Source organism: Mucilaginibacter rubeus, assembly GCF_003286415.2.
Lineage (GTDB): Bacteria > Bacteroidota > Bacteroidia > Sphingobacteriales > Sphingobacteriaceae > Mucilaginibacter > Mucilaginibacter rubeus_A.
Genome location: NZ_CP043450.1, coordinates 4,659,109 through 4,685,268 on the forward strand (window position 1 = coordinate 4,659,109; position 26,160 = coordinate 4,685,268).

The 26,160-nt window shown below is 42.9% G+C and carries 18 protein-coding genes; 5 read left to right on the forward strand and 13 right to left on the reverse strand.

Annotation, left to right across the window (positions count from 1 at the left end):
- Nucleotides 1-13 precede the first annotated feature (13 nt).
- Nucleotides 14-664: a tetratricopeptide repeat protein gene (locus DEO27_RS18280; RefSeq protein WP_112567177.1), complete on the reverse strand. Its 651-nt coding sequence runs from the start codon at nt 662-664 to the stop codon at nt 14-16.
- A 368-nt stretch (nt 665-1,032) separates the two neighbouring features.
- Between DEO27_RS18280 and lon the strand changes: the two genes are divergently transcribed.
- Nucleotides 1,033-3,507 carry an endopeptidase La gene (gene lon / locus DEO27_RS18285; protein ID WP_112567174.1) on the forward strand — a complete coding sequence of 825 codons (2,475 nt, stop codon included), beginning with the start codon at nt 1,033-1,035 and terminating at the stop codon, nt 3,505-3,507.
- A 406-nt stretch (nt 3,508-3,913) separates the two neighbouring features.
- Nucleotides 3,914-4,873: a lipid A deacylase LpxR family protein gene (locus DEO27_RS18290; RefSeq protein WP_112567168.1), complete on the forward strand. Its 960-nt coding sequence runs from the start codon at nt 3,914-3,916 to the stop codon at nt 4,871-4,873.
- Between the two features lie 160 nt (nt 4,874-5,033).
- Here the strand turns inward: DEO27_RS18290 and arfB are convergent, their stop codons facing one another.
- Nucleotides 5,034-5,444 (reverse strand): alternative ribosome rescue aminoacyl-tRNA hydrolase ArfB, encoded by a 411-nt coding sequence (gene arfB / locus DEO27_RS18295; protein WP_112567165.1) that lies wholly within the window; start codon nt 5,442-5,444, stop codon nt 5,034-5,036.
- A gap of 71 nt (nt 5,445-5,515) precedes the next feature.
- On the opposite strand from arfB, the gene cmk reads away from it, so the two are divergent.
- On the forward strand, nt 5,516-6,193 hold the full coding sequence (gene cmk, locus DEO27_RS18300) for a (d)CMP kinase (RefSeq protein WP_112567162.1): 678 nt from the start codon (nt 5,516-5,518) through the stop codon (nt 6,191-6,193).
- A 63-nt stretch (nt 6,194-6,256) separates the two neighbouring features.
- Here the strand turns inward: cmk and DEO27_RS18305 are convergent, their stop codons facing one another.
- Nucleotides 6,257-6,727, reverse strand: a complete 471-nt coding sequence (locus DEO27_RS18305; protein WP_112567159.1) for a deoxycytidylate deaminase — start codon at nt 6,725-6,727, stop codon at nt 6,257-6,259.
- Nucleotides 6,728-6,818: 91 nt separating this feature from the next.
- Nucleotides 6,819-8,453: an MFS transporter gene (locus DEO27_RS18310; RefSeq protein ID WP_112567156.1), complete on the reverse strand. Its 1,635-nt coding sequence runs from the start codon at nt 8,451-8,453 to the stop codon at nt 6,819-6,821.
- A gap of 167 nt (nt 8,454-8,620) precedes the next feature.
- On the opposite strand from DEO27_RS18310, the gene DEO27_RS18315 reads away from it, so the two are divergent.
- Complete coding sequence (locus tag DEO27_RS18315; RefSeq protein ID WP_110587194.1) at nt 8,621-9,277, forward strand: LysE family translocator; 657 nt, start codon at nt 8,621-8,623, stop codon at nt 9,275-9,277.
- 248 nt (nt 9,278-9,525) lie between these two features.
- On the opposite strand, the gene DEO27_RS18320 is transcribed toward DEO27_RS18315, so the two are convergent.
- The 4 genes from DEO27_RS18320 to DEO27_RS18335 form a co-directional block, all read right to left on the reverse strand.
- Nucleotides 9,526-11,433: a class II glutamine amidotransferase gene (locus tag DEO27_RS18320; RefSeq protein ID WP_112567153.1), complete on the reverse strand. Its 1,908-nt coding sequence runs from the start codon at nt 11,431-11,433 to the stop codon at nt 9,526-9,528.
- 89 nt (nt 11,434-11,522) lie between these two features.
- The gene (locus DEO27_RS18325) at nt 11,523-11,882 is read right to left on the reverse strand and encodes a hypothetical protein (protein WP_112567150.1); all 360 of its coding nucleotides are present in this window, start codon (nt 11,880-11,882) and stop codon (nt 11,523-11,525) included.
- Nucleotides 11,883-11,905: 23 nt separating this feature from the next.
- Nucleotides 11,906-13,885, reverse strand: coding sequence for an amidohydrolase family protein (locus DEO27_RS18330; RefSeq protein ID WP_190295129.1), 1,980 nt, complete (start codon nt 13,883-13,885; stop codon nt 11,906-11,908).
- Nucleotides 13,886-14,263: 378 nt separating this feature from the next.
- Nucleotides 14,264-14,872 (reverse strand): alpha-ketoglutarate-dependent dioxygenase AlkB family protein, encoded by a 609-nt coding sequence (locus tag DEO27_RS18335; RefSeq protein ID WP_112567144.1) that lies wholly within the window; start codon nt 14,870-14,872, stop codon nt 14,264-14,266.
- A 313-nt stretch (nt 14,873-15,185) separates the two neighbouring features.
- On the opposite strand from DEO27_RS18335, the gene DEO27_RS18340 reads away from it, so the two are divergent.
- The gene (locus tag DEO27_RS18340) at nt 15,186-17,183 is read left to right on the forward strand and encodes a KUP/HAK/KT family potassium transporter (RefSeq protein ID WP_112567141.1); all 1,998 of its coding nucleotides are present in this window, start codon (nt 15,186-15,188) and stop codon (nt 17,181-17,183) included.
- 403 nt (nt 17,184-17,586) lie between these two features.
- Here DEO27_RS18340 and DEO27_RS18345 read toward each other — a convergent pair whose 3' ends face one another.
- The 5 genes from DEO27_RS18345 to nuoL all read right to left on the reverse strand — a co-directional run bounded on the left by DEO27_RS18345 (nt 17,587) and on the right by nuoL (nt 26,149).
- On the reverse strand, nt 17,587-18,894 hold the full coding sequence (locus DEO27_RS18345) for an ammonium transporter (RefSeq protein WP_112567138.1): 1,308 nt from the start codon (nt 18,892-18,894) through the stop codon (nt 17,587-17,589).
- Between the two features lie 95 nt (nt 18,895-18,989).
- The gene (locus DEO27_RS18350; protein ID WP_112567135.1) at nt 18,990-20,483 is read right to left on the reverse strand and encodes an NADH-quinone oxidoreductase subunit N; all 1,494 of its coding nucleotides are present in this window, start codon (nt 20,481-20,483) and stop codon (nt 18,990-18,992) included.
- Nucleotides 20,484-20,490: 7 nt separating this feature from the next.
- On the reverse strand, nt 20,491-22,470 hold the full coding sequence (locus DEO27_RS18355) for a DUF4139 domain-containing protein (RefSeq protein ID WP_112567132.1): 1,980 nt from the start codon (nt 22,468-22,470) through the stop codon (nt 20,491-20,493).
- Between the two features lie 8 nt (nt 22,471-22,478).
- Nucleotides 22,479-24,083: a NuoM family protein gene (locus DEO27_RS18360; RefSeq protein WP_112567129.1), complete on the reverse strand. Its 1,605-nt coding sequence runs from the start codon at nt 24,081-24,083 to the stop codon at nt 22,479-22,481.
- A 5-nt stretch (nt 24,084-24,088) separates the two neighbouring features.
- Nucleotides 24,089-26,149: an NADH-quinone oxidoreductase subunit L gene (gene nuoL, locus DEO27_RS18365; protein ID WP_223817987.1), complete on the reverse strand. Its 2,061-nt coding sequence runs from the start codon at nt 26,147-26,149 to the stop codon at nt 24,089-24,091.
- Nucleotides 26,150-26,160: the final 11 nt, after the last annotated feature.

The window sequence follows — 26,160 nt, forward strand, 5'->3', positions numbered from 1 at the left end:
AGTTTTATAAAATTTAGTGCTGTTTCACTAATGTACTGCCGCCGGTAGTGGCCTGGATAAGTTTCTCTTTTGATTGATCAATCAAAGCGGCGATATCCATACGGCTTGGATTATCGGCAAGTACTTTTTCCAGATCGGCAATGGAAGCCTTCAACGAGTTTATACCCCTCGCCTTGTCAAAAAAACGCGAAGTCGATTGCAGTTTAAATACGCCGTATTCACGGTAGGCTATACCCCGGTTTTGGTAGTATTTATTATCTTTTAAATCGCTGTTGATTGAGATAGCTTTGGTAAGGTCAACTATTGCTCCTAACAGATATAATTCCTTATCAGCCGGCGATGCCTGGTTATCTCTGCCAAGATAGCTTTTTGCCCTGGCCCTGTAATAATACGCAGTAGCATCGGCAGGTTTTACAGCAATTACCTTGGTGTATGCCAGTATCGATTTTTTATAGTTATCGCTATGATAATAGGAATACCCCAGCATCCACATAGCATTGGCATTTGTTGAATCAGTTATGCATGCCTTTTCCAGGTGCGATACCGCCGAACGGAAATCGCCATCCATAAGTGCCTGCTGGCCAAGACGCACGTAAGCGTTTTGTGCCATAGCCGACTCAAGCGAAGACATGATCAGAAGGGGCAGGATAACTGATAACTTCATTAAACGGATTACTGGTAAAACAAAAATGGTATTATATTAACTATCAATACATCAAAATATTATGCAATATGGCAGTTTTGTGAAAATAAATTTCACATGTGCATAAAATTGTGAACAGCGATACTATGACTTTTTTTCATCTTTACCAATAAAATCTTATTTATTTACAATACTTGCCATAAATTTGTAACAAACATATAACCAATACGTTAAATCAACGAATTATTTGTTGCTGGTAATCGGCGTAACTTGGCACAGCTCTTGAACCATACACAGGTGCGATTCATAATCGCGCAATAACCTGTAATTGGCGTAATTGTCGTTTTGCAGGCTGACAACATGGCGTTTTATTCTATAAAATATAATTAATGAATTTCGATCCGTTTGATTTTAAAAATGCTTTACCGGTTATAAATGAGGATTCAGAATTTTTCCCGTTAATGTCATCGGAAGATGAGGAGGAGATGAATAATGAGGAGCTTCCCGATGTAATGCCTATTTTACCCTTGCGCAATACCGTTCTTTTTCCGGGTGTTGTTATCCCAATTACGGTTGGCAGGGATAAATCAATAAAACTAATCCGCGATGCCAATAAAGGCAGTCGCATGATTGGGGTGGTTTCGCAACAGGATGTGGGTATTGAAGACCCTACCTTTAATCAGCTTAATAAAGTTGGCACCATAGCACTCATCATAAAAATGTTGCAGATGCCTGATGGTAACACTACCGTTATCATCCAGGGTAAAAAACGTTTTTATTTAAAAGAAGAAGTACAAAGCGAACCCTATATAAAAGCTACAGTTGAGCCCTTCCATGAAATAAAAGGCAAGGAAGATAAGGAGTTTAAAGCCATGGTATCATCCATTAAGGATATGGCCATGAACATTATCCAGCTTTCGCCAAACATCCCGAGCGAAGCGGGTATCGCTATCCGTAATATCGAGAGCACTTCTTTCCTGATCAACTTCATATCATCAAACATGAATGCTGATATGAGTGCCAAGCAGCACCTGCTTGAAATTGCTAACCTGCGCGAACGTGCCAACCTTGTATTGGAGCACCTGACACTTGACCTGCAGATGTTGGAACTGAAAAACCAGATCCAAACCAAGGTGCGCGTTGACCTGGATAAGCAGCAGCGAGACTACTTCCTGAACCAGCAGCTTAAAACCATACAGGAAGAACTGGGTGGCAACACCCCCGATTTGGAAATTGAGAGCCTGCGCCAGCGTGCAGGTAAAAAGAAATGGGCTAAAGAAGTTAAAGATCACTTTAATAAAGAGCTTGAAAAACTGGCGCGTACCAACCCGGCCGCGGCCGATTACTCGGTACAGATCAACTATCTTGAACTATTACTTGATTTGCCATGGAACGAGTTCACCAAAGACAATTTTGACCTTAAACGTGCGCAAAGGATCCTGGATAAAGACCACTTTGGCTTAGATAAAGTAAAACAGCGCATTATCGAATACCTGGCTGTGCTTAAGTTAAAGCATGACATGAAAGCCCCTATCCTTTGTTTGGTGGGCCCTCCGGGAGTTGGTAAAACATCGTTAGGTAAGTCAATAGCCAAAGCTTTGGGCCGTAAATATGTGCGTATGGCATTAGGCGGCATCCGTGACGAAGCGGAGATTCGCGGTCACCGTAAAACTTATATTGGTGCTATGCCGGGCCGTATTATTCAGTCGATAAAAAAAGCGGGCGCATCAAACCCGGTGTTTATTCTGGATGAGATAGATAAAGTAGGTAACGATTTTAGGGGAGATCCTTCATCAGCCCTGCTTGAGGTGCTTGACCCTGAGCAAAACGGTACTTTTTCTGACCATTATGTTGAGATGGATTACGACCTGTCGAACGTTATGTTCATTGCTACCGCGAACTCTCTGAGTACTATTCAGCCTGCTTTGTTAGACAGGATGGAGATCATTGAGGTGAATGGTTATACCATTGAAGAAAAAATTGAAATAGCCAAACAGCACCTCGTACCAAAACAGCGAGAGGCCCATGGCTTAAAAATAAAAGATGTTAGCCTTAAGGCCGATGTACTTGAAAAAGTAGTAGTTGATTACACCCGCGAATCGGGCGTGCGCTCACTGGAGAAAAAAATAGGTTCGGTTGTTCGTGGTGTAGCCAAGAGCATCGCCATGGAAGAGCCTTACAACAGCGTTGTAAGCAAAAAAGACATCGAGAGGATTTTAGGGGCTCCTATTTTTGATAAAGACCTTTATGAGGGCAATGACGTGGCAGGTGTTGTAACAGGCCTGGCCTGGACTTCGGTTGGTGGCGATATTTTGTTCATAGAAGCAAGCTTAAGTCCCGGAAAAGGCCGCTTAACGCTAACAGGCAGCCTTGGTGATGTTATGAAAGAGTCGGTAACAATTGCACTCGCCTATTTGCGGGCCCATGCTGCCGATTTTGATATCAACCCGAAGCTGTTTGATCAATGGGATGTACACGTGCACGTACCCGCAGGCGCTACCCCTAAAGATGGCCCATCGGCTGGTGTTACCATGCTTACGGCGTTGGTATCGGCATTTACGCAGCGTAAAGTAAAACCTAATCTGGCCATGACCGGCGAGATCACATTACGTGGCCGTGTGTTACCGGTAGGTGGTATTAAGGAGAAGATCCTGGCTGCCAAACGTGCCAATATCAAGGAGATCATCCTGTGTAAATCAAACCAAAAGGATATCCTGGAAATTAAAGAAGATTATATAAAAGACCTTAATTTCCACTATGTTACTGACATGAAGGATGTGATAACCCTTGCTTTACTTAACGAAAAAGTTAAAAAACCGATAGATCTTACCGTTAAAGAAGATGAAAAAACTGTGATTAATTAAACAGTTTACTTACCAAATAAAAAAGCTTCGCAGCATGCTGTGAAGCTTTTTTATTTTAAATCGAATGAAAAAGGGCGATTCCCCTCTCTCGAGAGTAATAGCCCATGGGTTGACAATTCCCTCCCTTGGGAGGGGTGCGTTAGGATCGCGAGTTGGCAGGGAGGGGTTTATACGGCATTTAGCGGATAAGCCTGTCGATGAAACCCCTCCCTACACCCTCCCAGGGGAGGGAATCGCACAGCGCGCACTCTTAAAAACTTCTGACTGTCTTTTGATGGGCTATTACTCTCAAGAGGGGATTTTAAAAGTTTGATACGGTTATACGATTTCAAACACACAAATTGATAACTACTTTATTTGCATTGGGTTTTTTATATATTAGCGCACATATACTATATAAACCCCAATGCCCAATAAACTATTTTTAACACTGGTATGCCTGCTAAGCGCTACCTGTTTATTTGCACAAACCCGCGGTCACGAATTTGGTATCCAATCTGATAATGATTCATTCCTTGCCCAGGGATCTGACAGGTATTACACCAACGGTATTTTCTTTTATTATCGCAAAGCTTTGCCGGTTAAATCTACTGATCAGGACCTGGCAAACAAAGTTTTGGGCTTTGAATTGGGGCAAAAAATGTTTAACCCGCAATCGGGCTATGTGCGCGGGCCATTTGATATAGACAGGCCATTTGCCGCATATACTTATTTAGGTTCAACACTCAACTTCCTTTATAAAAACGAAAGCAACCTGAAGTTTGGCGCTCAATTGGGCGTTGTAGGCCCCGCTGCAGGCGGCGAACCGGTGCAAAAGCTTATCCACAATACGTTTGGCTTTTATCAGCTTAACGGCTGGCAATACCAGATCAAAAACGATGTAGAGCTTAACCTTTCGGCCGAGTATAATAAGCTGTTAGCCCGCGCTTCATGGATCGACCTTACATTTAGTTCATATGCTAACCTGGGCAATGGTTTTACCGGTGCCGGTGCCGGAGGAATGGTACGTATAGGCAATTTTAACCAACTATTCAATTCCATCAGTACCCAAAGTACGGTATCAACCGGAGGCGAGGATAAACTGTTACATAAACACGAGATCTTTTTCTATTATAAGCCTTTAGCCAATGTAGTTGGCTATGACGCAACTATACAAGGCAGCCTGTTCCGCAAACATGATGACCCTAACAGTTTGGAGGTTACATCAGAAAAAAAACCTTTTATATTTAGTCAGCAGGTTGGTGTAGCTTTTACCACCAGTCGTTTCGCGTTTGATATTGCTGCGGTATTCCATACCAAAGATGCCAAGGAAATGATCCGCTCGCACCAATGGGGGTCAATTACCGGGTTTTATAGGTTTAAGTAAAGAGATTAGAGGTTGGAGATTAGTGATTAGGAGAAACGCGCTACATCAACCACCATGTCATTGCGAGGAACGAAGCAATCGCACGGAAACATTGCCGCTCTGTGTAGTATGCGATTGCCACGCTTCGCTCGCAATGGCGTAGTTTTAGTGAATCCTCAAACTATTCTCTAAAATCAATTTTCCTATTCTCCTTCTTAGCCGACTGCATTTTCTTATTATCCAACCTCGCGGCTTTAGCGGCTTTACTTACTTTAGTCGGCTTTCGTACTTTAGGCTTTTGGAGGGCTTTTGTCAGCAATGATATTAATCTTTCAATTGCTTTTTCTTTATTGAGATACTGGCTCCGCTCCTCATCGCATATCACCTGCACGTAACCATCTTTATTAAGCCTGTTTTGTAACTTATCGGTTAGCAGCAACTTTTCTTCATCGGTAAATAATGCAGATGAGGCTATCGAAAATAACAGTTCAACCTTGCTCGAAACCTTGTTTACGTTCTGGCCGCCCTTTCCTCCGCTTCTTGATGTTTTGTAGCTTGTTTCCTTCTGGAGATCGGCTTTGGTAAAATTCATCCCCAAAAATAAGCCTAATTGCGTTAGCTCCGGCAGGGCATTTAATGATTATTTGCTAACTTAGCGGCTCTATGAACAACAATATCGTAGTAGCTATTGACGGCTATTCATCGTGCGGAAAAAGCACCCTGGCAAAAGCTTTAGCAAAAGAGCTTCATTTCATTTATGTAGATAGCGGTGCCATGTACCGTGCAGTAACTTTATACTTTTTAAGACATAAGATCGATCTGGAGAACCATGCGCAGATAGCTGAAGCCTTACATAACATCCATCTTAACTTTCATACGCAAAATCATAAAACCTTTATCACTTTAAATGAAGAGGATGTATCTGATGAGATCCGTCAGATGCATGTTGCCGAAAAAGTTAGTTCGGTAGCTGCCATTAAAGAGGTGCGCGTAGCTATGGTAAGACAGCAACAGCGTTTAGGCCGTTCAAAAAATATCATTATGGATGGCAGGGATATCGGTACGGTAGTGTTCCCGGATGCACAAGTGAAGCTATTCATGACAGCCGATCCGAAGATTCGCGCCGAACGCCGTTATAAGGAATTATTGCCAACAAACCCTACCATCACCTTAGAAGAAGTTTTTGATAATCTTGCCCACCGCGATTACCAGGATACAACCCGTGAGGAAAGCCCTCTTACCCGCGCCGAAGACGCTATTATATTAGATAACACCGACCTGAGCCAGGACGAGCAGCTTATGTTTGCCATAAGCCATATAGAACCATTTATTGCGGAGTAATTTGAACCTTGATTTTTAGGATTAGAGGATTTCCTGATATATCAAACAACATCAGGAAATCTTTTAATCAAGCGCATCATGGTTCTGTTTAAATTTCTCTGCCTTAACGCCAAACCTGTTTAAAAAATCCACCCCCTCATCGCTTGGCAGGCCTTTATATTCTGCATACGATTTATCGTAGTAAACATGCGTTATTCCTGCCGAATAGATAAGCCTTGCACATGGCAAACACGGCGATAGCGTGGTATACAGCGTAGCACCTTCAAGTCGGGCCCCGTTTTTCACAGCGTAAAGTATAGCATTTTCCTCGGCATGCAGGGCAAGCGAACAACTACCCTTTGAATCGCGTGCGCACCCAACTCCCGGCCATTCCTCATCGCAATTATGCGTGCCTGCAGGGGGGCCGTTATAACCAATGGATATAATCCTGGTATCGCGCGTTAAAACCGCTCCAACGTGTGCTTTAACGCAGTGTGAGCGCAACGAAAGGTCATTGGCCAGGTTCATGAAAATATGATCAAAGCTGGGGTTCATAGTTTAATTCATTATATCATTAAACGCCATTGGGTCATTACTTCATTTAAAAATGACTTAATGACCCAATGATCTAATGACTGATTAAATATTAATGTCCGCCTTTAACTTCAACGTGGTCAAGGTCGATACCCTGACTGCGAAGCTCGCGGCTAACTTTCCATGCAAAATAAGCAAGGTATGCAAAGCCAATTACAGGTACAATGTATGAGAAGTGGATACCGCTCACGCCCGGAATAACACCTGTTGCACCATCGGCAATTTTACCTTGTAGCGGTGGAATAATTGAACCACCCAGGATCATCATAATTAAAAATGCAGATCCCTGGCTGGTGTACTTACCCAAACCGGTAATAGCTAATGAGAAAATTGATGGCCACATGATAGAGCAGCATAAACCACCGCTGATGAATGCGAATGTAGCAACCTTACCTGTAGTAAATAAACCTGCAAGCATGAACGCTACACCTAACAATCCAAGTACCGATAATGTACGGGTTGGCTTTTGCTGACCGATGAAGAAAGCCACTACCAGGATAGCTACACAAATTGCATAAGCATACAAGTTGCTTACATTAACGCCAGTGGCAGCATTCACTAATAAAACAATGCCAAAAGCAAGGAATGGAATTAACACATATAATATGTATTTAACCGATTTTGAAAGGTTGAAAGCGTCAATAGAACCCGCAAAACGGCCAATCATCAAACTACCCCAGTATAAAGAAATATAAGGAGCGATATCAGACTCGGCAAAAGAACCAAATTCAGGGGTTTTTAATAAAGCGCCCATGTTACTTTGAATAGTTACCTCGGTACCTACGTAAGTAAATATGGCCAGCATTCCTAATATCAACTGTGGGTACTGCATAGCTCCCCAACCTTCTTTGTTCTTTTTGGCGGCGAAAATAGTACCTACCAATGTAAAAATGATTATTGCTAACGAAGCATACACAAAATACTGACTTGGTACGCCGGTAGTCTTGCTGATAGGATCGGCAGCAAGTATCAAACAAAACGCTACAAACATAACCAGCAATGGTGTATTTGCTTTTGAGCTTGACTCGATCTTTTCGTCGCTGGTAACTTTTGGAAGGTTTGAGAACCAGAAGAACAATGCAACTGCAATGAACAAACCTGCTAACAAATAATACAGGTTATTAATTGATGAAATTTTAACATCGGCAGCTGCAGTTTTAGCTGTTGCCGAACCAAATAATACCACGCCTACTACAACAGGACCCAATAAAGCACCTATGTTATTAATACTACCTGCAAAATTCAATCGGTTTGAACCGGTTTCGGGCGGGCCCAACGCAACCACAAAAGGGTTTGCAGCTGTTTGCTGTAATGAAAAACCAACGGCTATAATGAAGAAAACAGCCAGGATAAAGCCAAATGCACCTGAAGCTACAGCAGGGATCATACCCAAAGCACCAACAGCCGAAATAATAAGGCCTAAAATGATACCATTTTTGTAACCTAACTTGTTCATGATATCAACCTTACTTGCCTGAGATGCAAAATAAAGTATCAGTGAACCAATGAAATACCCACCATAAAAGGTAAAGTCAATTAATTGTGATTCGAACTGGGTGAGGTGAAAGTGCTCTTTACAGAAGGGTATAAAAATACCGTTGGAGGCCGCTAAAAAGCCCCAGAAAAAAAACACGGTAATCAGCGTATACAGGGCTGTACCGTAGTTTTTAGCATTGTTTTGTTCCATTTTAAAGTAGGTTGTACTGATTTGATTTTTGAATCTCTAAACATAATTCAATTTTGGTAAAAGTCTCCACTCTTTTTTAAATAAATTAAATCACAATTTTATGTTTCGTTGTTTAACTGATAAAATTGCATATTCGCAATGTTCAAAAAAGAACAAAGCTTAACTTAATGATAAAAGCCATTGTTTCGGGTATCGGGTTTGGATTAGTACTTACGTTTATAACCGGCCCGGTTTTTTTTGCGCTTATTAAAACCAGTATCGAAAAAGGCTTTCATGCCGGTGTTTCGCTTGCTCTTGGTGTAGTTTGCAGCGATGTGGTTTTTGTTGGTGCAATCCTGTTTGGTTCGCAATATATCGATGTATCCGACCATACCAAAGTCATAGCCGGCGTTGTAGGCAGCGCCATACTATTCGCGCTTGGCTTGTACTATATGTTCAAAAAAAGCGAGATCAATTACGAAAATAAAGTCCCCTCAAGTGCCGACCGCTTTGGTTACGTACTCAAGGGTTTTTTGATGTGCATTTTCAACCCTACCCTCCTATTCCATTGGACGGTGGTAATTGGTGCCGCCAGTACAACCTTCCTTGTAGGTACGCCGCACAGGTCGTTCCATATCGCTGTCATGTTTCTTACCATACTTATTATTCAATTCGGTATGGATACCCTCAAAGCTTTCTACGCTAATAAACTCCGGGCACGCATTTCGGTTAAATTTATTCACCGGTTAAATGAAGTTGCCGGTATCGCGCTTATTATCGCCTCGTTAGTGTTGATTGATAAGCTGGTTACACACTTTGTGTTTGCAGCGCCGGCAGGGTCATAATAATTCAGCTGTCGTAAATAAGATCGAATCCCTACTTAATACTTGATTTCTTTTGGAAGAAAAGACTTCTCCGCATCGTCATTGCGAGGTACGAAGCAATCCCCGACTTTACAGGGCAGATCTGCTAATAGGGGATTGCTTCGTACCTCGCAATGACGCGCTTAGATATTAAATTGTTTAAAACAAAAAAGGCGATGAAAAATTCATCGCCTTGTATATCAATACCCCTTTAGGGGGGTTAAGGGGTTTTACATATAAGCTCTTTGATTTTTACCTTCCATCCAGTTAACAAAGGCGCGGTTAACAACCTTGTTACCGCCTGGAGTTGGATAATCACCGCTGAAATACCAGTCGCCAAGGTTATCAGGACATGCGATGTGCAGGTTATCTAATGTTTGATAAATTACCTGTACTTCGCAGTTCACATTTTTAGGGGTGATGATCTGGGCGATACGGTCAGAGATCTGCTGATCGGTAAACATCGCGTAAATCTCTTTAACGTAGTTTTGAACTTCTTCTTTCGGTAATTTCTGGCTGTCTTTACATTTTTGGTAAACATCCAGGATCACATCTTCCCTGTCCATTTCTTTCAACAGGCTGATTGCTGCCTCAAAAGCAACAAACTCGCCCATGCGCGACATATCGATACCATAGCAGTCTGGGTAACGGATCTGCGGAGCAGATGAAACCACAACAACCTTTTTAGGGCCGAGCCTGTCAAGAATTTTCAGGATACTTTGTTTCAGCGTAGTACCACGAACAATTGAATCATCCAATACCACTAAGGTGTCGGTGCCTTTTTTGATGAGACCATAAGTTGTATCATACACGTGGGCTACCATTTCGGTACGGTCGGCATCTTGTGTAATGAACGTACGGAGCTTAACATCTTTAATGGCGATCTTTTCAACACGCGGCGCAACCTGAAGTATTTCGGCAACCTTCTCTTCGGTAATATCGGCTCCAAGCTTCACTAATTCTTCATGCTGATATTTCTTCACATACTTGTGCATACCTTCAACCATACCGTAAAAAGCAACTTCGGCGGTGTTTGGTATGTACGAGAATACCGTGTTTTTGATATCGTGATTAACAAAATCCAGAATTTGTGGACAAAGCAAACGACCTAATTGTTTACGCTCACGGTAAATAGCCGCATCGCTGCCGCGCGAAAAGTAAATCCGCTCGAACGAGCAGGCTTTTCTTTCCTGTGGCTCGCTGAACATATCCTCAGTTATCTTACCGTTCTTTTTAACGATCAAGGCATGACCAGGGCGAATTTCCCTGATCTGTTCCATCGGTATATTAAAGGCGGTTTGGATAGCCGGACGCTCAGAAGCAGCAACAACGATCTCGTCATTATAATAATAATAAGCCGGACGAATACCAGCAGGGTCGCGCATAACAAAGGCATCGCCATGACCAAGGATCCCGGCAATGGTATAACCGCCATCCCAGTTTTTGGCCGATTTACGAAGGATCTTGGCAACATCCATATCATTAGCGATAAGTTTGCTAATTTCCCTGTTATCGTCCAATCCCTCACGTTTGTACTGATCAAACAAGCCTTGATTTTCGGTATCAATAAAGTGGCCTATTTTTTCGAGCACGGTAACGGTATCGGCTTTTTCTTTTGGATGCTGGCCTAAAGCATATAACTGCTGCAATAACTCATCAACATTGGTCATGTTAAAGTTGCCTGCAATAACCAGGTTACGGGTCATCCAGTTATTTTGCCTTAAAAACGGGTGGCAGCTTTCAATGCTGTTTTTGCCATGGGTACCATAACGCAGGTGCCCTAACAAAACCTCGCCGGTAAAGCTAACGTGTTCTTTAAGCCATTCGGCATCGGCCAGTTTTTCGGGAGCTTCTTTCTGAATATCCGCAAATTTCTTTTGGATGTATTCAAAAATATCAGCAACAGCATTTGAAGCCATTGAACGGTGACGGCTGATGTATCTTTTGCCCGGTTCAATATCCAGCTTAATGGTAGCAACACCTGCGCCATCCTGGCCGCGGTTGTGCTGTTTTTCCATTAAAAGGTAAAGTTTGTTCAGGCCGTACAGTGCAGTTCCGTACTTTTTCTGATAATAAGATAGTGGCTTTAGTAAGCGGATAAATGCCACACCGCATTCATGTTTAATCTGATCGCTCATGATTCGGAATGAGGCTGCAAAGGTATCATTTTAAAATGAAGTATCAGTAAAATCTATTGTCATAACATTGCATTTATTTGCAACCCTGTTTAATCCGCTTTATTAGGGTAAAAAGAACGCGTAACCTCAATATATCCAACTATATGATCGTTAAACTCTTCAAGTTCTTCGGCCGGGACCCAAAGCTCATCGTGTACAACACCACCCACATTTTGCACCTCGTAGCGTTTCAAATATTCAGCAGGCAAACTAAATTTAGTCACAAAACCCGAACCAGACGCAGGCACATTCCAATCCCTTGCTATTTGAATGGCATACTCCTCGTTCATCACCGGGTAAAAAATAGGTTGCTGAGCTAAGCGTTTGGGAAAACGCTTAAAACCCGATTCTTCTATCAGTTTTAATTCTTTTGGCCCAACTGGCCTGTAAAGTATCGTTAATTCTTCCATCCGTAACTTAATAAACCACTCACCTACTTTTTAAACCCAACCATCTGGTGCAACTTAACCGGGTCATAGATCCGGCCTTCCTTTATTACTCCCGATACCTTCCTGATGTCGCTGATATTCTTCAGCGGATCACCGTCGATGATCACAAGATCGGCTTGTTTCCCCACTGCAATTGAACCGGTTGTTTTATCAAGGCTCATTACTATAGCTGGTGTTATCGTTGCTGTTTTAATAGCCTGTGCCGGAGTTAAGCCCGCTTCTACATAAAGTTCAAGCTCACGGTCTACACTGTAACCCGGGAAACCCATATCTGTACCGGCAACTATCGGCACTCCTGCGTCATACAATACCTTAACTGCCTTCTTCATACTTTCATACAAGGGCTTAAGCTTAGCTGCCTGCGCAGGCTCCTCGCCCATATTTTTAAACAAGGCCTGAAGTGGTAGTGGCAGATTGTAGTAATTAGGTTCCAGTTTGGTTATATCATCTTTAACATTCCGGAAAGCCAGTTCAAAAACACCAACTGTAGGGTCAATAACCACATGATGGTCTTTTATAAATTTAATTGCCGCAATACTAACAGAATCATCAAAAATAATCGACCTGTCCTTATTCCGTTTCATGATGGAATACACATACTGAACATGGTTAACCATATTCATCCCCGAGTCCACACCCTGCTGCAAGGTCATACCATTCGGGATGTGGCCTGTTACGGTTAAACCCAACCGGTGTGCTTCATCGCAAATAGCTTTTACTATAGCCGGTTTTACCGAGCTGTAGATCTTGATCTGCTGAAAACCATTTTCTTTATAACGATCAACTGCCTTTATGGCTTCTTCTTTAGTATCAGCCTGAATAATGCCCAATGCATAAGGCCCTTTACCATCAATAATACCAGCTTTAATAATATTAGGCCCCACACCTTTGCCTCCATCAATAGCCGCTTTTATAGCGTTGATATAACCAAACTCATTACCGCAATCGCGTACGGTGGTAACGCCTGCAGCGAGATAGGCGGGTCCCCATTCGGCTTGTTCAAAGTGCGCGTGCATATCCCAAAGGCCCGGCAAAACAGATTTTCCTTTAGCGTCGATGATCTTCGCCCCTGCCGGAATTTTCACTTCGCCAACTTTACCGGTTTGTTTAATAATGCCATTCTCTATTAAAACAACAGCATTAGGCGTACTTGTGCCTGTATTTACGTCAACAAGGTTTCCGCCGGTAATGGCTATCACTTTATCAACCTTACCTGTTGGCGCGGCAGCTTTGGCAAATAGCTCCATACCATAAGTAGCAGCTTTACTGATCAGTTGCGGCAGTAATTCTTCATAAGGCACACGCATCATTTCCAGCTTGTCGCCTTCCGCGTCATTGGTGATCAGACAGATGAGTTTACCGTCCTGATCTGTCCAAACCAGTTCGTTACCCCAAACCAGGCCGCTAATAGTAAGCCGGTTTAACACAAGTGGCTTACCGTTAAAAGTAAGCTGATCAACGCCCGCTTTTTTGATCTGAACCGCGCCGAATGGCAAGGTGTGGATACTTTCGGGCTGTTTATGCTTATTCCAATACTGAATGAGCACCTGCTGCACAGTGCCCGGCGAATATCCGGCTACCGGGAAACTCAGGGGTAATAACTTTTGAGTATATGATGAATCATTAACGCTGATTGACGCTTCCCCGCCGCGGGTGGTCACTTTATCATCAATGGTCGAAAATCTTGAAGTACTTCCCTTAATCGTCAATTCAAGCGGCTCAACTACAGGGTTTACTTTTAATTCGGCTTTAAGGGGTACTGGTGATCCGCGGTCTACAAACTTAAAATCGATAGTATAATGAACCGCGTCTTTATATTTATGTACGTGGTATGTTTCCTTGCCTATATGCTGTTCAAATTTGTGCAGGAAAAATGTTCCGCTGTCGGTCGGCAAATCGGTTTGTGCCCGGGCATTTGTTATCAGAGCAGAAAAAGCTGCCAATAGTAATAGATGTCGTTTCATGAGGTCAGTAAAGTTAATGTAAGATAGTAGTTTGCCGGACATCTTACAAAACCCACTTTAAGATTTTGGCTTAAGCCCTTAAATTGCTCAATATCAACCGTTGGTTAAAACCAACGGCAATGAATATCGCTTATAAGATAAATTCCATAACAAATTTGAAACCAGTTAGCCTTAAATCTAAGCCCTTACATCATTCGACCTCAATCAATTAGAGAGCGGTACTACCCTGACAGACAATTGCAGTAGAGCAATTACAAATTCGATTCATTGCCGTCGGTTTTAACCGACGGATAACTTTAAAATAGCAAGGGGCTTAAGCCCAAAAAACAATAAAAGCTCTTCACAAACAGTCTTTCTGATTTTTAAAACCTGATTAGTTTACCCAATAAACCTAAATGTAATATTAATCCGCGCGCCCTGCATCTTGCTTGTTTTAGGAACCTGATGAAGCCAGTGATGTTGTGTTTGCCCCTGCATAATGAGCAAATCGCCATTGTTAAGTGCTATAGAAACTCTTGCGTGTTTGTCCCGCTTATGCTTAAACTGGAAAACCCGCGAAGCACCAAATGATACCGAAGCAATGACCGGGTTACCGCCCAGTTCAGTTTCGTCATCACTATGCCAGCCCATGCTATCGTTACCATCACGGTAATAGTTGAGCAACGCTGTATTAAACCTGTGACCGCTTTGTCGCTCAGCTGCCTGTTTGATATCCAACAACAGCGGACTAAACCTGACCGGCACATTCACCACACCAGAATATACATAAACCTCGTCGCTCTCGCCATACCAGGCTGTAAGCCGGGGGAAGTTTACCTCCTTACCGTATATCTTCATTTTATCCTGTTTCCATGGCGTTTCATTAACCAGTTGCTCAAACACATCCTGCTTAAAAAAATGCGGGTAAAACAGCACCTCGCCATCAAAAGGCAGCAAGTTTTTTGAAGCCCCGAATAAGCTCAACTGATCATTATTGAATAGATCCATGCTCAAATATCTGTAATATCACGATAAATGCACCATACCGCGATGGTTCTCAAAATGATAAAACCTATCATTTTGATAGCATTACCTCATATTGAGAAAAGCTTTCTCAATATGATAAACAATTGTGAATCAAAACATAAGCAAATTCAAAAAGCTAATGGCATGCTATTTGGCCATGTGCCTCCGTAATCAAAATATAATTTACGATGGCATTGTTTATCGCGGCAGCAGCAAAATTTGCACAACGGACCACAAACGTCCCCGCCGCAGCCTTTTACATCCTTTCTTTTTCCCCTAATAATTTATACAATTCATGAATTCGCACGTTAAGCAACTCACTTTCGCGGGTATGATCGTTACCCTCGGTATTATTTTTGGCGATATTGGTACTTCTCCCCTTTATGTTTTTCAAACCTTGTTGGTTGAAGGTGGTAAAGTGAACACAGCGCTGGTATTGGGCTCAATTTCCTGTATTTTTTGGACATTAACCCTTCAAACCACTTTTAAATACATCGTTATTACACTGCAGGCCGATAACAAAGGCGAAGGCGGCATTTTCTCACTATACGCGCTGGTAAGGCGTTATGGAAAATGGCTGGCCATTCCGGCTATTATAGGTGCAGGCACATTGCTTGCCGATGGCATCATTACCCCCCCTATCTCGGTAACATCAGCCATTGAAGGCTTGAATTTGGTTCCGGCGTTTTCAACGGTTATCGTGCCCGGTAATAACCTCATCCTCATCATTGTAATTTCCATTATTTTATTGCTATTCTTCTTTCAGCAGTTTGGCACCAAGGTGGTTGGCTCGGCTTTCGGACCTGTTATGCTAATGTGGTTTATTATGCTTGGCGTATTGGGCACTTTACAGATAGCTCATTTCCCTTCTATATTTAAAGCCCTTAACCCTTACTATGGCGCCCGTTTACTGATGGATCACCCTAAAGGTTTCTGGCTGTTAGGCGCTGTATTCTTATGTACCACTGGTGCCGAAGCCCTATATTCTGATTTAGGCCACTGCGGCAGGCGCAATATCCAGGTAAGCTGGATCTTTGTAAAAACTACCCTGATATTGAACTACCTTGGTCAGGGCGCTTGGGTACTGTCACAGGCACCGGGCAAAAATTTTGCAGGTGTAAACCCATTCTTTGAAATTGTTCCTCACTTTTTCCTGCTGCCGGCTGTTGCCTTGGCTACATTGGCCACCATTATTGCCAGTCAGGCTTTAATCAGTGGTTCATTTACGCTGATCAGCGAGGCGGTGAGCATGAATTTCTGGCCGAGGATCACTATTAAATACCCGTCAAACATTCGCGGACAGATCTATATCCCAAGCATCAACTGGATGTTATGTATTGGCTGTATCCTGGTATCGTTGTACTTCCGTACTTCAAGCGCCATGACCGCCGCCTATGGTTTTAGTATCACCATTGCCATGCTGAGCACCACTATTTTGATGTACTACTTCATGCGTTATGTAAAGCACTGGCCTGTTTGGTTGGTTACTATTATCCTGTGCGTGTTTGTAACTGTAGAGTTTTCATTCTTTGTAGCAAACGCGGTTAAAATATTAAAACGTTTATTCTTTGTTGGGTTCGAGGTTGGCCTCATCTTTACCATGTACACCTGGTTTAAGGCGCGTAAGATCAACAACCGCTTCCTTCACTTTACTGATATTAAAGAGAAACTCCCTTTGCTTAATGCGTTGAGTAACGATACTACGGTAAATAAATACGCTACTCACCTTATTTATTTAACCAAGGCTAATAACAGTAAGCAAATTGAAGAAAAGATCATTTATTCGATCATGAGCCGCAGGCCAAAACGTGCCGACACCTATTGGTTTGTACATATTGAGCGTACCGATGAGCCTTATACCATGGAGTATAGCGTTGACCAGATTGAGCCGGGCAAAGTTATCCGTGTAGAGTTCCGTTTAGGTTTCAGGATCCAGCCGAGGATAAATGTACTGTTCCGCAAGGTAGTTGAAGATATGGTTGAGCGTGGCGAGATCGATATCACCAGCAATTACCCATCGCTGAAACAATATCATATGGCTGCCGATTTCAGGTTTGTGATCATGGAGAAATTCCTGTCGTACAATAACCTGTTCAGCGTATCCGAAGGTTTTATTCTGAACAGCTATTTTGCCATCAAAAAATTGGCCCAGTCTGAAGCTAAAGCATTTGGTTTGGATACCAGCGAAACACGCGTTGAAAAGATCCCACTGGTAGTAAAACCGGTTAATAACATTCATATCAAGCGGGTGGATGACCCGGTAAACAATTTGGTTTCCGAGTTTGCTGACTAAAGCAATGCACCCAACGTCGCTGCGCGTATTACCCCTCTTTGCTTCGCAAAGAGGGGTTTTATTTTTATCATTATTTGAGAAGCGATATTAAACCATTATTTGTGAGAGCGGTGCGACTATCAAACTATGTCATTGCGAGGAACGAAGCAATCGCATACTATACAGAACAGCTATGCCTCCGTGCGATTGCTTCGTTCCTCGCAATGACATAGTTTTTACTTTACAGCTTCCTTCCGCAGCTTGACTCCAACCGAACGATCGCATATTCTACGAAGCGTCTCTGTCTCCGTGCGATTGCCACGCTGCCCTCGCAATGACATGATTTTTTATTCCCCCAAAACAAAAAAATCCGGCCTTTTGGGCCGGAAGTTTCTTAGGTTTGGTGGTTGGTTTGAAAGTATTATTATAATTTTTCGCCGTGTTGACTAAGGTCGAGACCTTGTTCTTCTTCTTCGGCAGATACCCTTAATGGCGAGATCATGTCGGTGATCTTCAATAAAAGCAGCGAGCCAAAGAAAGCGAATATAGATACGCACACAAGTGCTACAAGTTGCACAATAAATAAGTGGGTTTCGCCAAAGAATAAACCGTTACCTGTTGTATTACCATGGTTAACTTGCTGGCTGGCAAATACACCGGTCAGTAACATACCCACCATACCGCCTACACCGTGGCAAGGGAATACGTCAAGCGTATCATCAATGCTGGTACGTGTACGCCATTCAACCACCAGGTTACTTACCACTGCCGAAATAATACCTATAGCCATTGAGTGTGGTACCGATACAAAGCCCGCGGCAGGTGTAATAGCCACCAAACCTACAACAGCACCAATACAGGTACCCATTGCAGATGGTTTACGACCAAGCAGCATGTCAAAAAATATCCAGGTAACACCTGCGGCAGCCGAAGCGGTTGTACTGGTTGCCAGAGCGGTAACAGCTAAAGCATTAGCGCCAAACGCAGAACCCGCGTTAAAGCCAAACCAACCAAACCACAATAAGCCGGTACCAATCATCACATAAGTAATACGGGCAGGCGCATGATTAGCTTCAGTACGGCGTTTCAGATATAAAGCCGATGCCAGGGCAGCCCAGCCCGCCGACATATGCACAACGGTACCGCCCGCAAAGTCAAGCACGCCAAATTTGGCTAATATGCCATCAGGGTGCCAGGTACAATGCGCCAAAGGTGAGAATATGAATATCGAAAACAGTACCAGGAAAATGATATACGAGTTAAAACGGATACGCTCGGCAAATGCACCGGTAATAAGCGCCGGGGTAATAATGGCAAACTTTAACTGGTACATAGCAAATAACAACAACGGAATGGTTGGCGCCGCTTTCCAGGTAGCATTACCCAGCATGCCTTTCATCATGAAAAAGGTTGATGGATTACCAATAATTCCGTAGAAACTATCGCCAAAGGCTAAGCTGAAACCGAAAATGCCCCACATTACCGTAATGATCACCATACAAACAATGCTTTGCAGCATGGTTGATATTACGTTCTTTTTGTTAACCATACCGCCATAAAAGAATGCAAGACCAGGCGTCATGATCAAAACCAGCGCTGTTGACATCAGCATCCAGGCAATATCGCCCGTATTAAAGTTAGGGTGACCGGAATCCTTGAAATCTACTGACGGAAAAAGGAAAGTAAGGGAAAGTATAATTAAGATCAGGAAAAAAGGGATATACCTCTTCATGTATTCAGAAAAAATATGTTTTAAATCTGCATGAAAGGTATGATTTTTTCTAAAAACAAAAGAAATTAATTGACTTTTGTTGAAAAAAACATCAGTTATAAATATTTAAGGATAGAATTTGGGAAAATCCCCAATAAAACAAGCAGAAAACTAATAACAATAGCTAAAACAAGAAGATTATATGATCTTTCACTTGCAACTTCTGCATTTTCTGTTCTTTTCAGAAATAAATACAAAGGAATTTTAAGGTAATAAAATAACGACACTACCGTAGTTAACGCGCCGGTGATCATCAAAGCCATTAACCAGATGTTGTGTGTTTGCTCATAAGCGCTGTAAACTGCCGAAAACACAAACAATTTACCGGTAAAACCTGCCGTAACCGGGATTCCGGTAAGGGAAATGAGGATAATTACAAAACAAACCGATGCAGCCGGATATTTTAAGCCCAAACCTTTGTAATCTTCTACTTCTTCGGCATCAACAACGTTATTAAAATACGATGCAAGGGCCAAAGCGCCGATATTTGCCAATGCATACACTGCCAGATAGTAGGTAAGTGACGATAAACCCTGTACATTAAAGGTAACTATGGCCATTATAGCAAAACCGGTGTGGCCAATACTTGAATAAGCCAGCATTCTTTTCACATTGTTCTGCAAAACGGCAGCAAAGTTTCCGGCAATCATGGTGATAATACCAATGGCCGATAAAACGATGCCAAAATCAATCCCCTTCCAATCTGCCGAGAACAGGAACAAAGGCATCACATTTACCAGTAACGCGAAAGCGGCTATTTTAGGAACGGTTGAAAGATATGCTGTAACGGGTGTAGGTGCCCCCTGGTAAACATCCGGTACCCAAAAGTGCATCGGCATAAATGATAGCTTAAAACCAACTCCTATAAGTACCAATACTAAAGCGAAGGAAACACTCAGCGGGTTCACGTTTGGCAATTGCGCTACAATATTCAACAGATCAAGCGAGCCGCTAAAGCCATACAGTAATGAGATACCATACAACATGATGGCTGATGAGGCTGCGCCGAACAGTACGTATTTTAAACCGGCCTCGGTACTCAAAGCCGTTTCGGAACGATAAGCCACCATCAGGTATGACGCTACTGAAACCATCTCGATGGCAAGATAAACCGACAGCAGGTTAATTGCCATAGTCATTAAATGCAGGCCTAATACCGATGCGATGGAAATAGTATAAAGATCAGATACTCCCTTTGTGTGGGCTTTAAGCTTATCATCCCAGGTAAAATTCAATAACAGGATAAACGAGAGCAGATCGATAATAATTTTAAAAAATACTGCCGAGCGCCTGAGCAGCAACATATTGCCGAAGATGACATGATCGCCATCAAGGATCAGGGCAACCTGCTGCAAGTCTTTAAACAATACCAGCAACAGGCCTGCGCAGGCTACAATTTTACAAAGCTTTACAGATCTGCGCCCAAATATCAAGTCGGTTATCAGTACTACCAAAAACAGCACGGTTAAATAAATTTCAGGCATGAAATAGGGAATACTGCCAAAAACATTGGTTAACTGAGCTGATATATGGGGTAGCAGATCGTGCATCTATATTTTATTGTACTATTACTGATTGATTTTTTGGGTATTTTACCTGGTATTTCAGCTTCACCTTCTTTTCATCAAGCGAATTTAAAACGAAATTCCATGAAACCTTGCCTGTTGTGGCATCGGGTTTAGCGCCTGATGTTTCCTGAGCCTCTACCTCGATATCTTTATTTTGCGAAACCGGTACCTGGTCTTCAACCAACAAATTAACCGATTGGCTTTTCCTGTTTTTTACATCGATAAGCCAGTTGCGCGTTTCCTTAAGGTTTGAACCTGACGACTGCCTCATAGCCAGGCCTTTTTCCATGCTACGGGTTACAACAATATTTTTATCAGTACCCAGGGATAGGTTCAGCGTATCGGTAGTGGCATCGGTGTTAATAAGCGATTTCCCGATATAAGTACCTTCAAAAAACAGGTTAGCCTCGCCTGAGAGGAAACTGTATTTATTCCAGTTGGTAAGCTGGGCTGTAAGGAAAACATCGGTACTTAGTTTAGGCGCTACATAATATTGGTAAGTAGCATCTATACTGTACTGGCTTATTTCAACCGCATATTGTTTACCATCGCTTGGCACTGTATAAGGGTTAGCGATATTGAACTCAATGTTGGTTTGGTTTTCTTCTTTTTTTACTTCGATAGGAACTGTGTTAACAATATTTTGCGGGCGTATCGTTGCAACAGCTCCAGTCAAATCCCTTTTATATTCCGTGCCATAACCCGCAACAACAACTTCATTAAGCTGTTGCGAAGATGATTTTAGGGATACGTTAATCAGCGGTGCGTTAGCCTGTCTTTCAGTTGTTTCGAAGCCAATAAAACTATAGGTTAGTACAGCATTAACATTAGGTAGCTGGATGCTGTAATTTCCACCGGCGTCACTTACCGCTCCTATTGAAGTTCCTTTTACACGAATGGCAACGCCCGGTAATGCCTGGCCATCATCACCGGCCACCACCCTGCCCATTACCTTAGTTATAGGGGTTGTAGAGCCGGAGTAGTACATACCAAAATTAAGGTAAGTAGGTGTAAGTTCGGGCTTGGCGCCGTTTACTGTTGGGTTGCCTGTTGATAAAGTAAGCTTAGCGCTTTTCCAGTCCTCCCCTGTTTTTTGCGATACATTGGCTTTGTAAACAATAGTTATCGGACTGTTTACATTTTTGGCACGAATATCATATGTTGGGAACCAGCTTGCGTTACGAACCAGGTAGCTCAATGTAAAATTTGCCTGCAATGCTGCTTTTGAAGATACCGTTACCAAAACATTGCTGGTAGTTTTGGAACCTGTCCTGTTAATTTCGGCAATTTGCTTGTCGTAACCTTGAAGTTCGTCATTGAGCAGGTCAATCTGATCATTAACCACCTGCTGGTTTTTCTTGATCTCATTTAAACGGGCAGTCTGAAAATCGAGCGTCTGTTTCAGCTTAACCGGATCCAATGCAACATTGGTACCGTTGCTTATCGGGTTTTTAGCTAAGGTATTGGCTTCTTCCTGGTATATGGAGAGCATATTGTTTTGCAGGGCTATCTTGTTCCTTACCAGTTTTTGTTTTGCCTCAATAGCCTGTATATTTTTCTGCCTGATATCATTGTCGGCAAAATCAAGTTCGTGATTTACGGAAAGAATGGTAAAATCGCCACCTGCGTTTACCTGGATGCTTTGCACATCAATACCCGGCGACAAGTTTTCAAATACCAATGTTGAGGTGCCGGGACTGATATTCACCAATGCGGTGCGGTTAACCTGTGCCCCGTTTAAAAACACGGTTACTTTTTGAACTTTTGAGGCTACGTGCTGACCTTCGTTTGCCCTTGTTGCGGCAGCGATAAAAAATAATGCTGCGGCGATAGATAATTTGTTAAACATAATTCCTTCGGTTAAATACACACCATCTGTTATTTCGCTTAGGCCCGGGTTGCCGGGGGCAGCGTAAATAAAAGATGCAGGGGTATGCACTTTTCCATAAAAGAATTTATGTTGAAACACTATTATTTTTATTTAGCCTGTAAAAACTGAATCAATGCCAATACCGAATCATTGATTTTCCCAAATACCAACGATGGCATTAAACCTAAAGCAAGTGCCGCAGCAGCCATTGGTATTAGTGCCAGTTTTTCGCGGATGCTTACATCGGTGAGCGCTATTTTCCAAACTTCCCCCCCTTTAAGCGATACTTTTCCGAAGAACATGCGCTGCAGCGTCCACAGAAAATAGGCGGCACCTAATAAAATACCTACCGAGCCGCATATAGCCATCCAATATGGCAACAAACCGTTAACCGTTGGCGATTTAAATGTACCTGCCAATGTAAATGCTTCCGCCACAAATGCCGAAAAGCCGGGCAAACCTAATGAGGCAAAAAAAGCGACCATCACAAAGGCTGTATACTGTGGCATCTGGGTACCCAATCCGCGGAAATGATAAATATCCCTGTCGTGCACGCGGTTATAAACCACACCCACTAAAAAGAACAGCATTGATGACAAAAAGCCGTGACTTACCATCTGCATTACGGCGCCGCTTACACCTTCGGCAGTTTGCGAGGCAATCCCCAGCAATACGAAACCCATGTGCGATACTGATGAATAAGCGATCAAACGCTTCAGGTCGCGCTGGGCCAGCGCATTGCAGGCGCCATATAATATCGACACAACACCTATCAAGCCAAGCCAAAACGCTCCTGACGAGGCTATCTCCGGGAAAATCCCGAGGCAAATCCTGATAATACCATAACCACCTATTTTAAGCAATACACCTGCAAGAATAATAGATACCGGTGTAGGCGCTTCAACGTGAGCATCAGGCAGCCAGGTATGTAAAGGAACAATTGGTACTTTGATGGCAAAGGCAATGAACAGCACAACAAAACCAACCGTACGTGCCGGCATCCCCAATATAGTTTGATGGGCGGCGGCGGAAAATACTGAACCCTGAGTATAGTTGGCGGGGTTCATCATCTGGATAATATTAAACGTATGGCTACCCGTTGCCGGATCATTTACCGAAAGGTATAAACCTACCATCACCAGCAACATAAATACCGACCCAAACAAGGTATAAAGGAAAAACTTAATAGCTGCATACTCCCGGCGTACACCACCCCACATCCCTATCAGGAAATAAAGCGGCAGCAACATCAGCTCATAAAACAGGTAAAACAGGAAGAAATCCAATGCGCAAAATACGCCCATTACGGCCATATCCAACAACAGGAACAACAGGAAGAAACCTTTCAGGTTACTCTTGATTTCCCATGAGGCCAGCGTAGCAACAACCATCACCAGTGCCGACATTACCAGCAGCGTTACCGAAATCCCATCTATCCCAACAAAATAATCTATCTGCAATTTCCCCATGCTGCCCAGGTTAAGGCCTATCCATGGCAGTTTCTGTACAAACTGAAACTGATCTTCATGGTTTATCCCCGCCGAAGCCGCCCCCGTTTTAAAATTGAGATAAATATATATGCTGATGCCCAGCTGCAGCAATGTAGCCAGCAGCGTAATATATTTAAAACTGCCCCGCTGCGACGATGGCAACAGTACAATAACCAGCGCAAACAATACGGGTATAAATATGAGCAGGGTTAAAAGATTCATTAAATTCAGATCAATATTTTTAAAACAAACAGTATCAATACTATCAATAACATGCTGTACAGGTAATACTGTACTTTACCGTTTTGAAATTTACGTGCAAAATTGCCAATGCTTTGCACTAATGCGGCCATCAAATGCAAAAATCCGTCGACAATATGTTTATCGCTCCAGGCGGTAAGGGCGGCTACCATCCGACTTGAGCGTTCAATCAGGTGGATTAGTCCATCTATAACATTCCTGTCAAACCAGAAACAGGTTTTACCCAAACCAAGTATAGGTTTTACAATCGCTTTTCTGTAGATCTTATCCAGGTACCACTGGTTATAAGATAAGCGATAAAGGAAACCGGTTTGCGGGAACGAGAATGTATTTCTTTTTACGTAGATGGCATAAGCCGCGTACATCACAAATACGCTTAAGATATTTACCCCTATAGGGATAATGGTATGATAGATATTTTCGCGGGCCATGAATTCGGCGGGCTTTAGGCTCTCGAACAGCCAGGCTTTTTCATAAAAGAAAGGATTGAGCGAAAACAGCGGGAACAAACTGCATATAGCCAGTAATATCAAAGGTACGCGATATTGCCAGCCGCCATCGCTGATATGGAGTTTTATTTCGGGATGCTTTTTTAACAATCGAAATTCGCCAAAGAATACTTTTACTATGAGCCTTGATACATAAAAAGCGGTGAGCCAACTGGTAAATAACGCTCCTGCCGGGATCAGTTTAAGCCATGCGCTCCGTCCCTCACTCCATTCAAAGGCCTGGATCAGGATACCATCTTTTGACAGATAGCCAGATGTAAGCGGTATACCTATAAGCGCCAGCGAACCCACCACAGTCGCAATAAATGTTACTGGTAGCTTTTTGCGCAGGCCACCCATGTGATGGATGTTTTGCGGATCGATATCAAGGTTATTTTCCTCCTTGATATGCTGCATTTCGTGGATCACTACACCCGCCACCAAAAACAGTAAACATTTAAAAAAGGCATGCGTAGCTAAATGGAATAACGATGAACCATAAGCTCCTACCCCCATAGCCAGGATCATGTAACCCAATTGCGATATGGTTGAATAAGCAAGTACACGTTTCAGGTCGTTTTGCGTTAATGCTATGGTAGCTGCCATAAATGCGGTAAAGCAGCCGATAATGGCAAGGATGGTTAACTCGCTATCGGTAAACAATGGATAAACCCTGCCCAGCAAGAATACCCCGGCAGCCACCATGGTAGCCGCGTGAATTAATGCCGAAACTGAAGTTGGCCCCTCCATGGCATCAGGTAACCAGGTATGCAAGGGAAACTGTGCCGATTTAGCCGCAACAGCCATAAACACGCCAATACAGGCAACATATTGCCACATCGCAGGAATTTGGCCTGAAGCAGAAATCCACAAACCATCATGGATAACCGATTTAAACACCAGGTTATCGTTAATAAAAAGTGTGGCGATATCAAATGTATGGAACTTGGCGAAAAGAATAATGATGGCGCTCAGTAAACCAATATCGCCTATCCGGTTCATGATAAAGGCCTTTTTATTGGCTTGTACCGCCTTATCCCTGGTAAACCAGAAACCGATAAGCAAGTATGATGAAAAGCCCACCAACTCCCAGAAAGCATAAAACAGCACCAGGCTATCTACTATGACCAAACCCAGCATGCTGAAACAGAAAAAGCTGAGGTAAGTAAAATAGCGACTATACCTGTCGTCGTGCTTCATGTACGCGGTAGAATAGATATGCACCGGCAAAGCAATCAGCGATACCAGCAGCAACATCATCACCGAAAGGTTATTCAGCAAGATCCCCGCAAAAACTTTAGTAGTGCCAATGGTAAACCATAAGGTTTGCGTGTGTAAGGGCTTTTGGTTCCAAACTGCTGCAAATACCATAGCGGATAGCACGCATCCTACCAAAATAGCCAGCGTTGAAGCCCAACCTGCTGCTTTACTTTTTACCGGCAGGCAAAAATTGATCAACGCGGCAAACAGCGGCAAAGCCACAGCTAATATAGCATAGCAGAAGATGGAAGGATCTGTATATGGTATCGCGTTGTTCAATTATCTTTTTT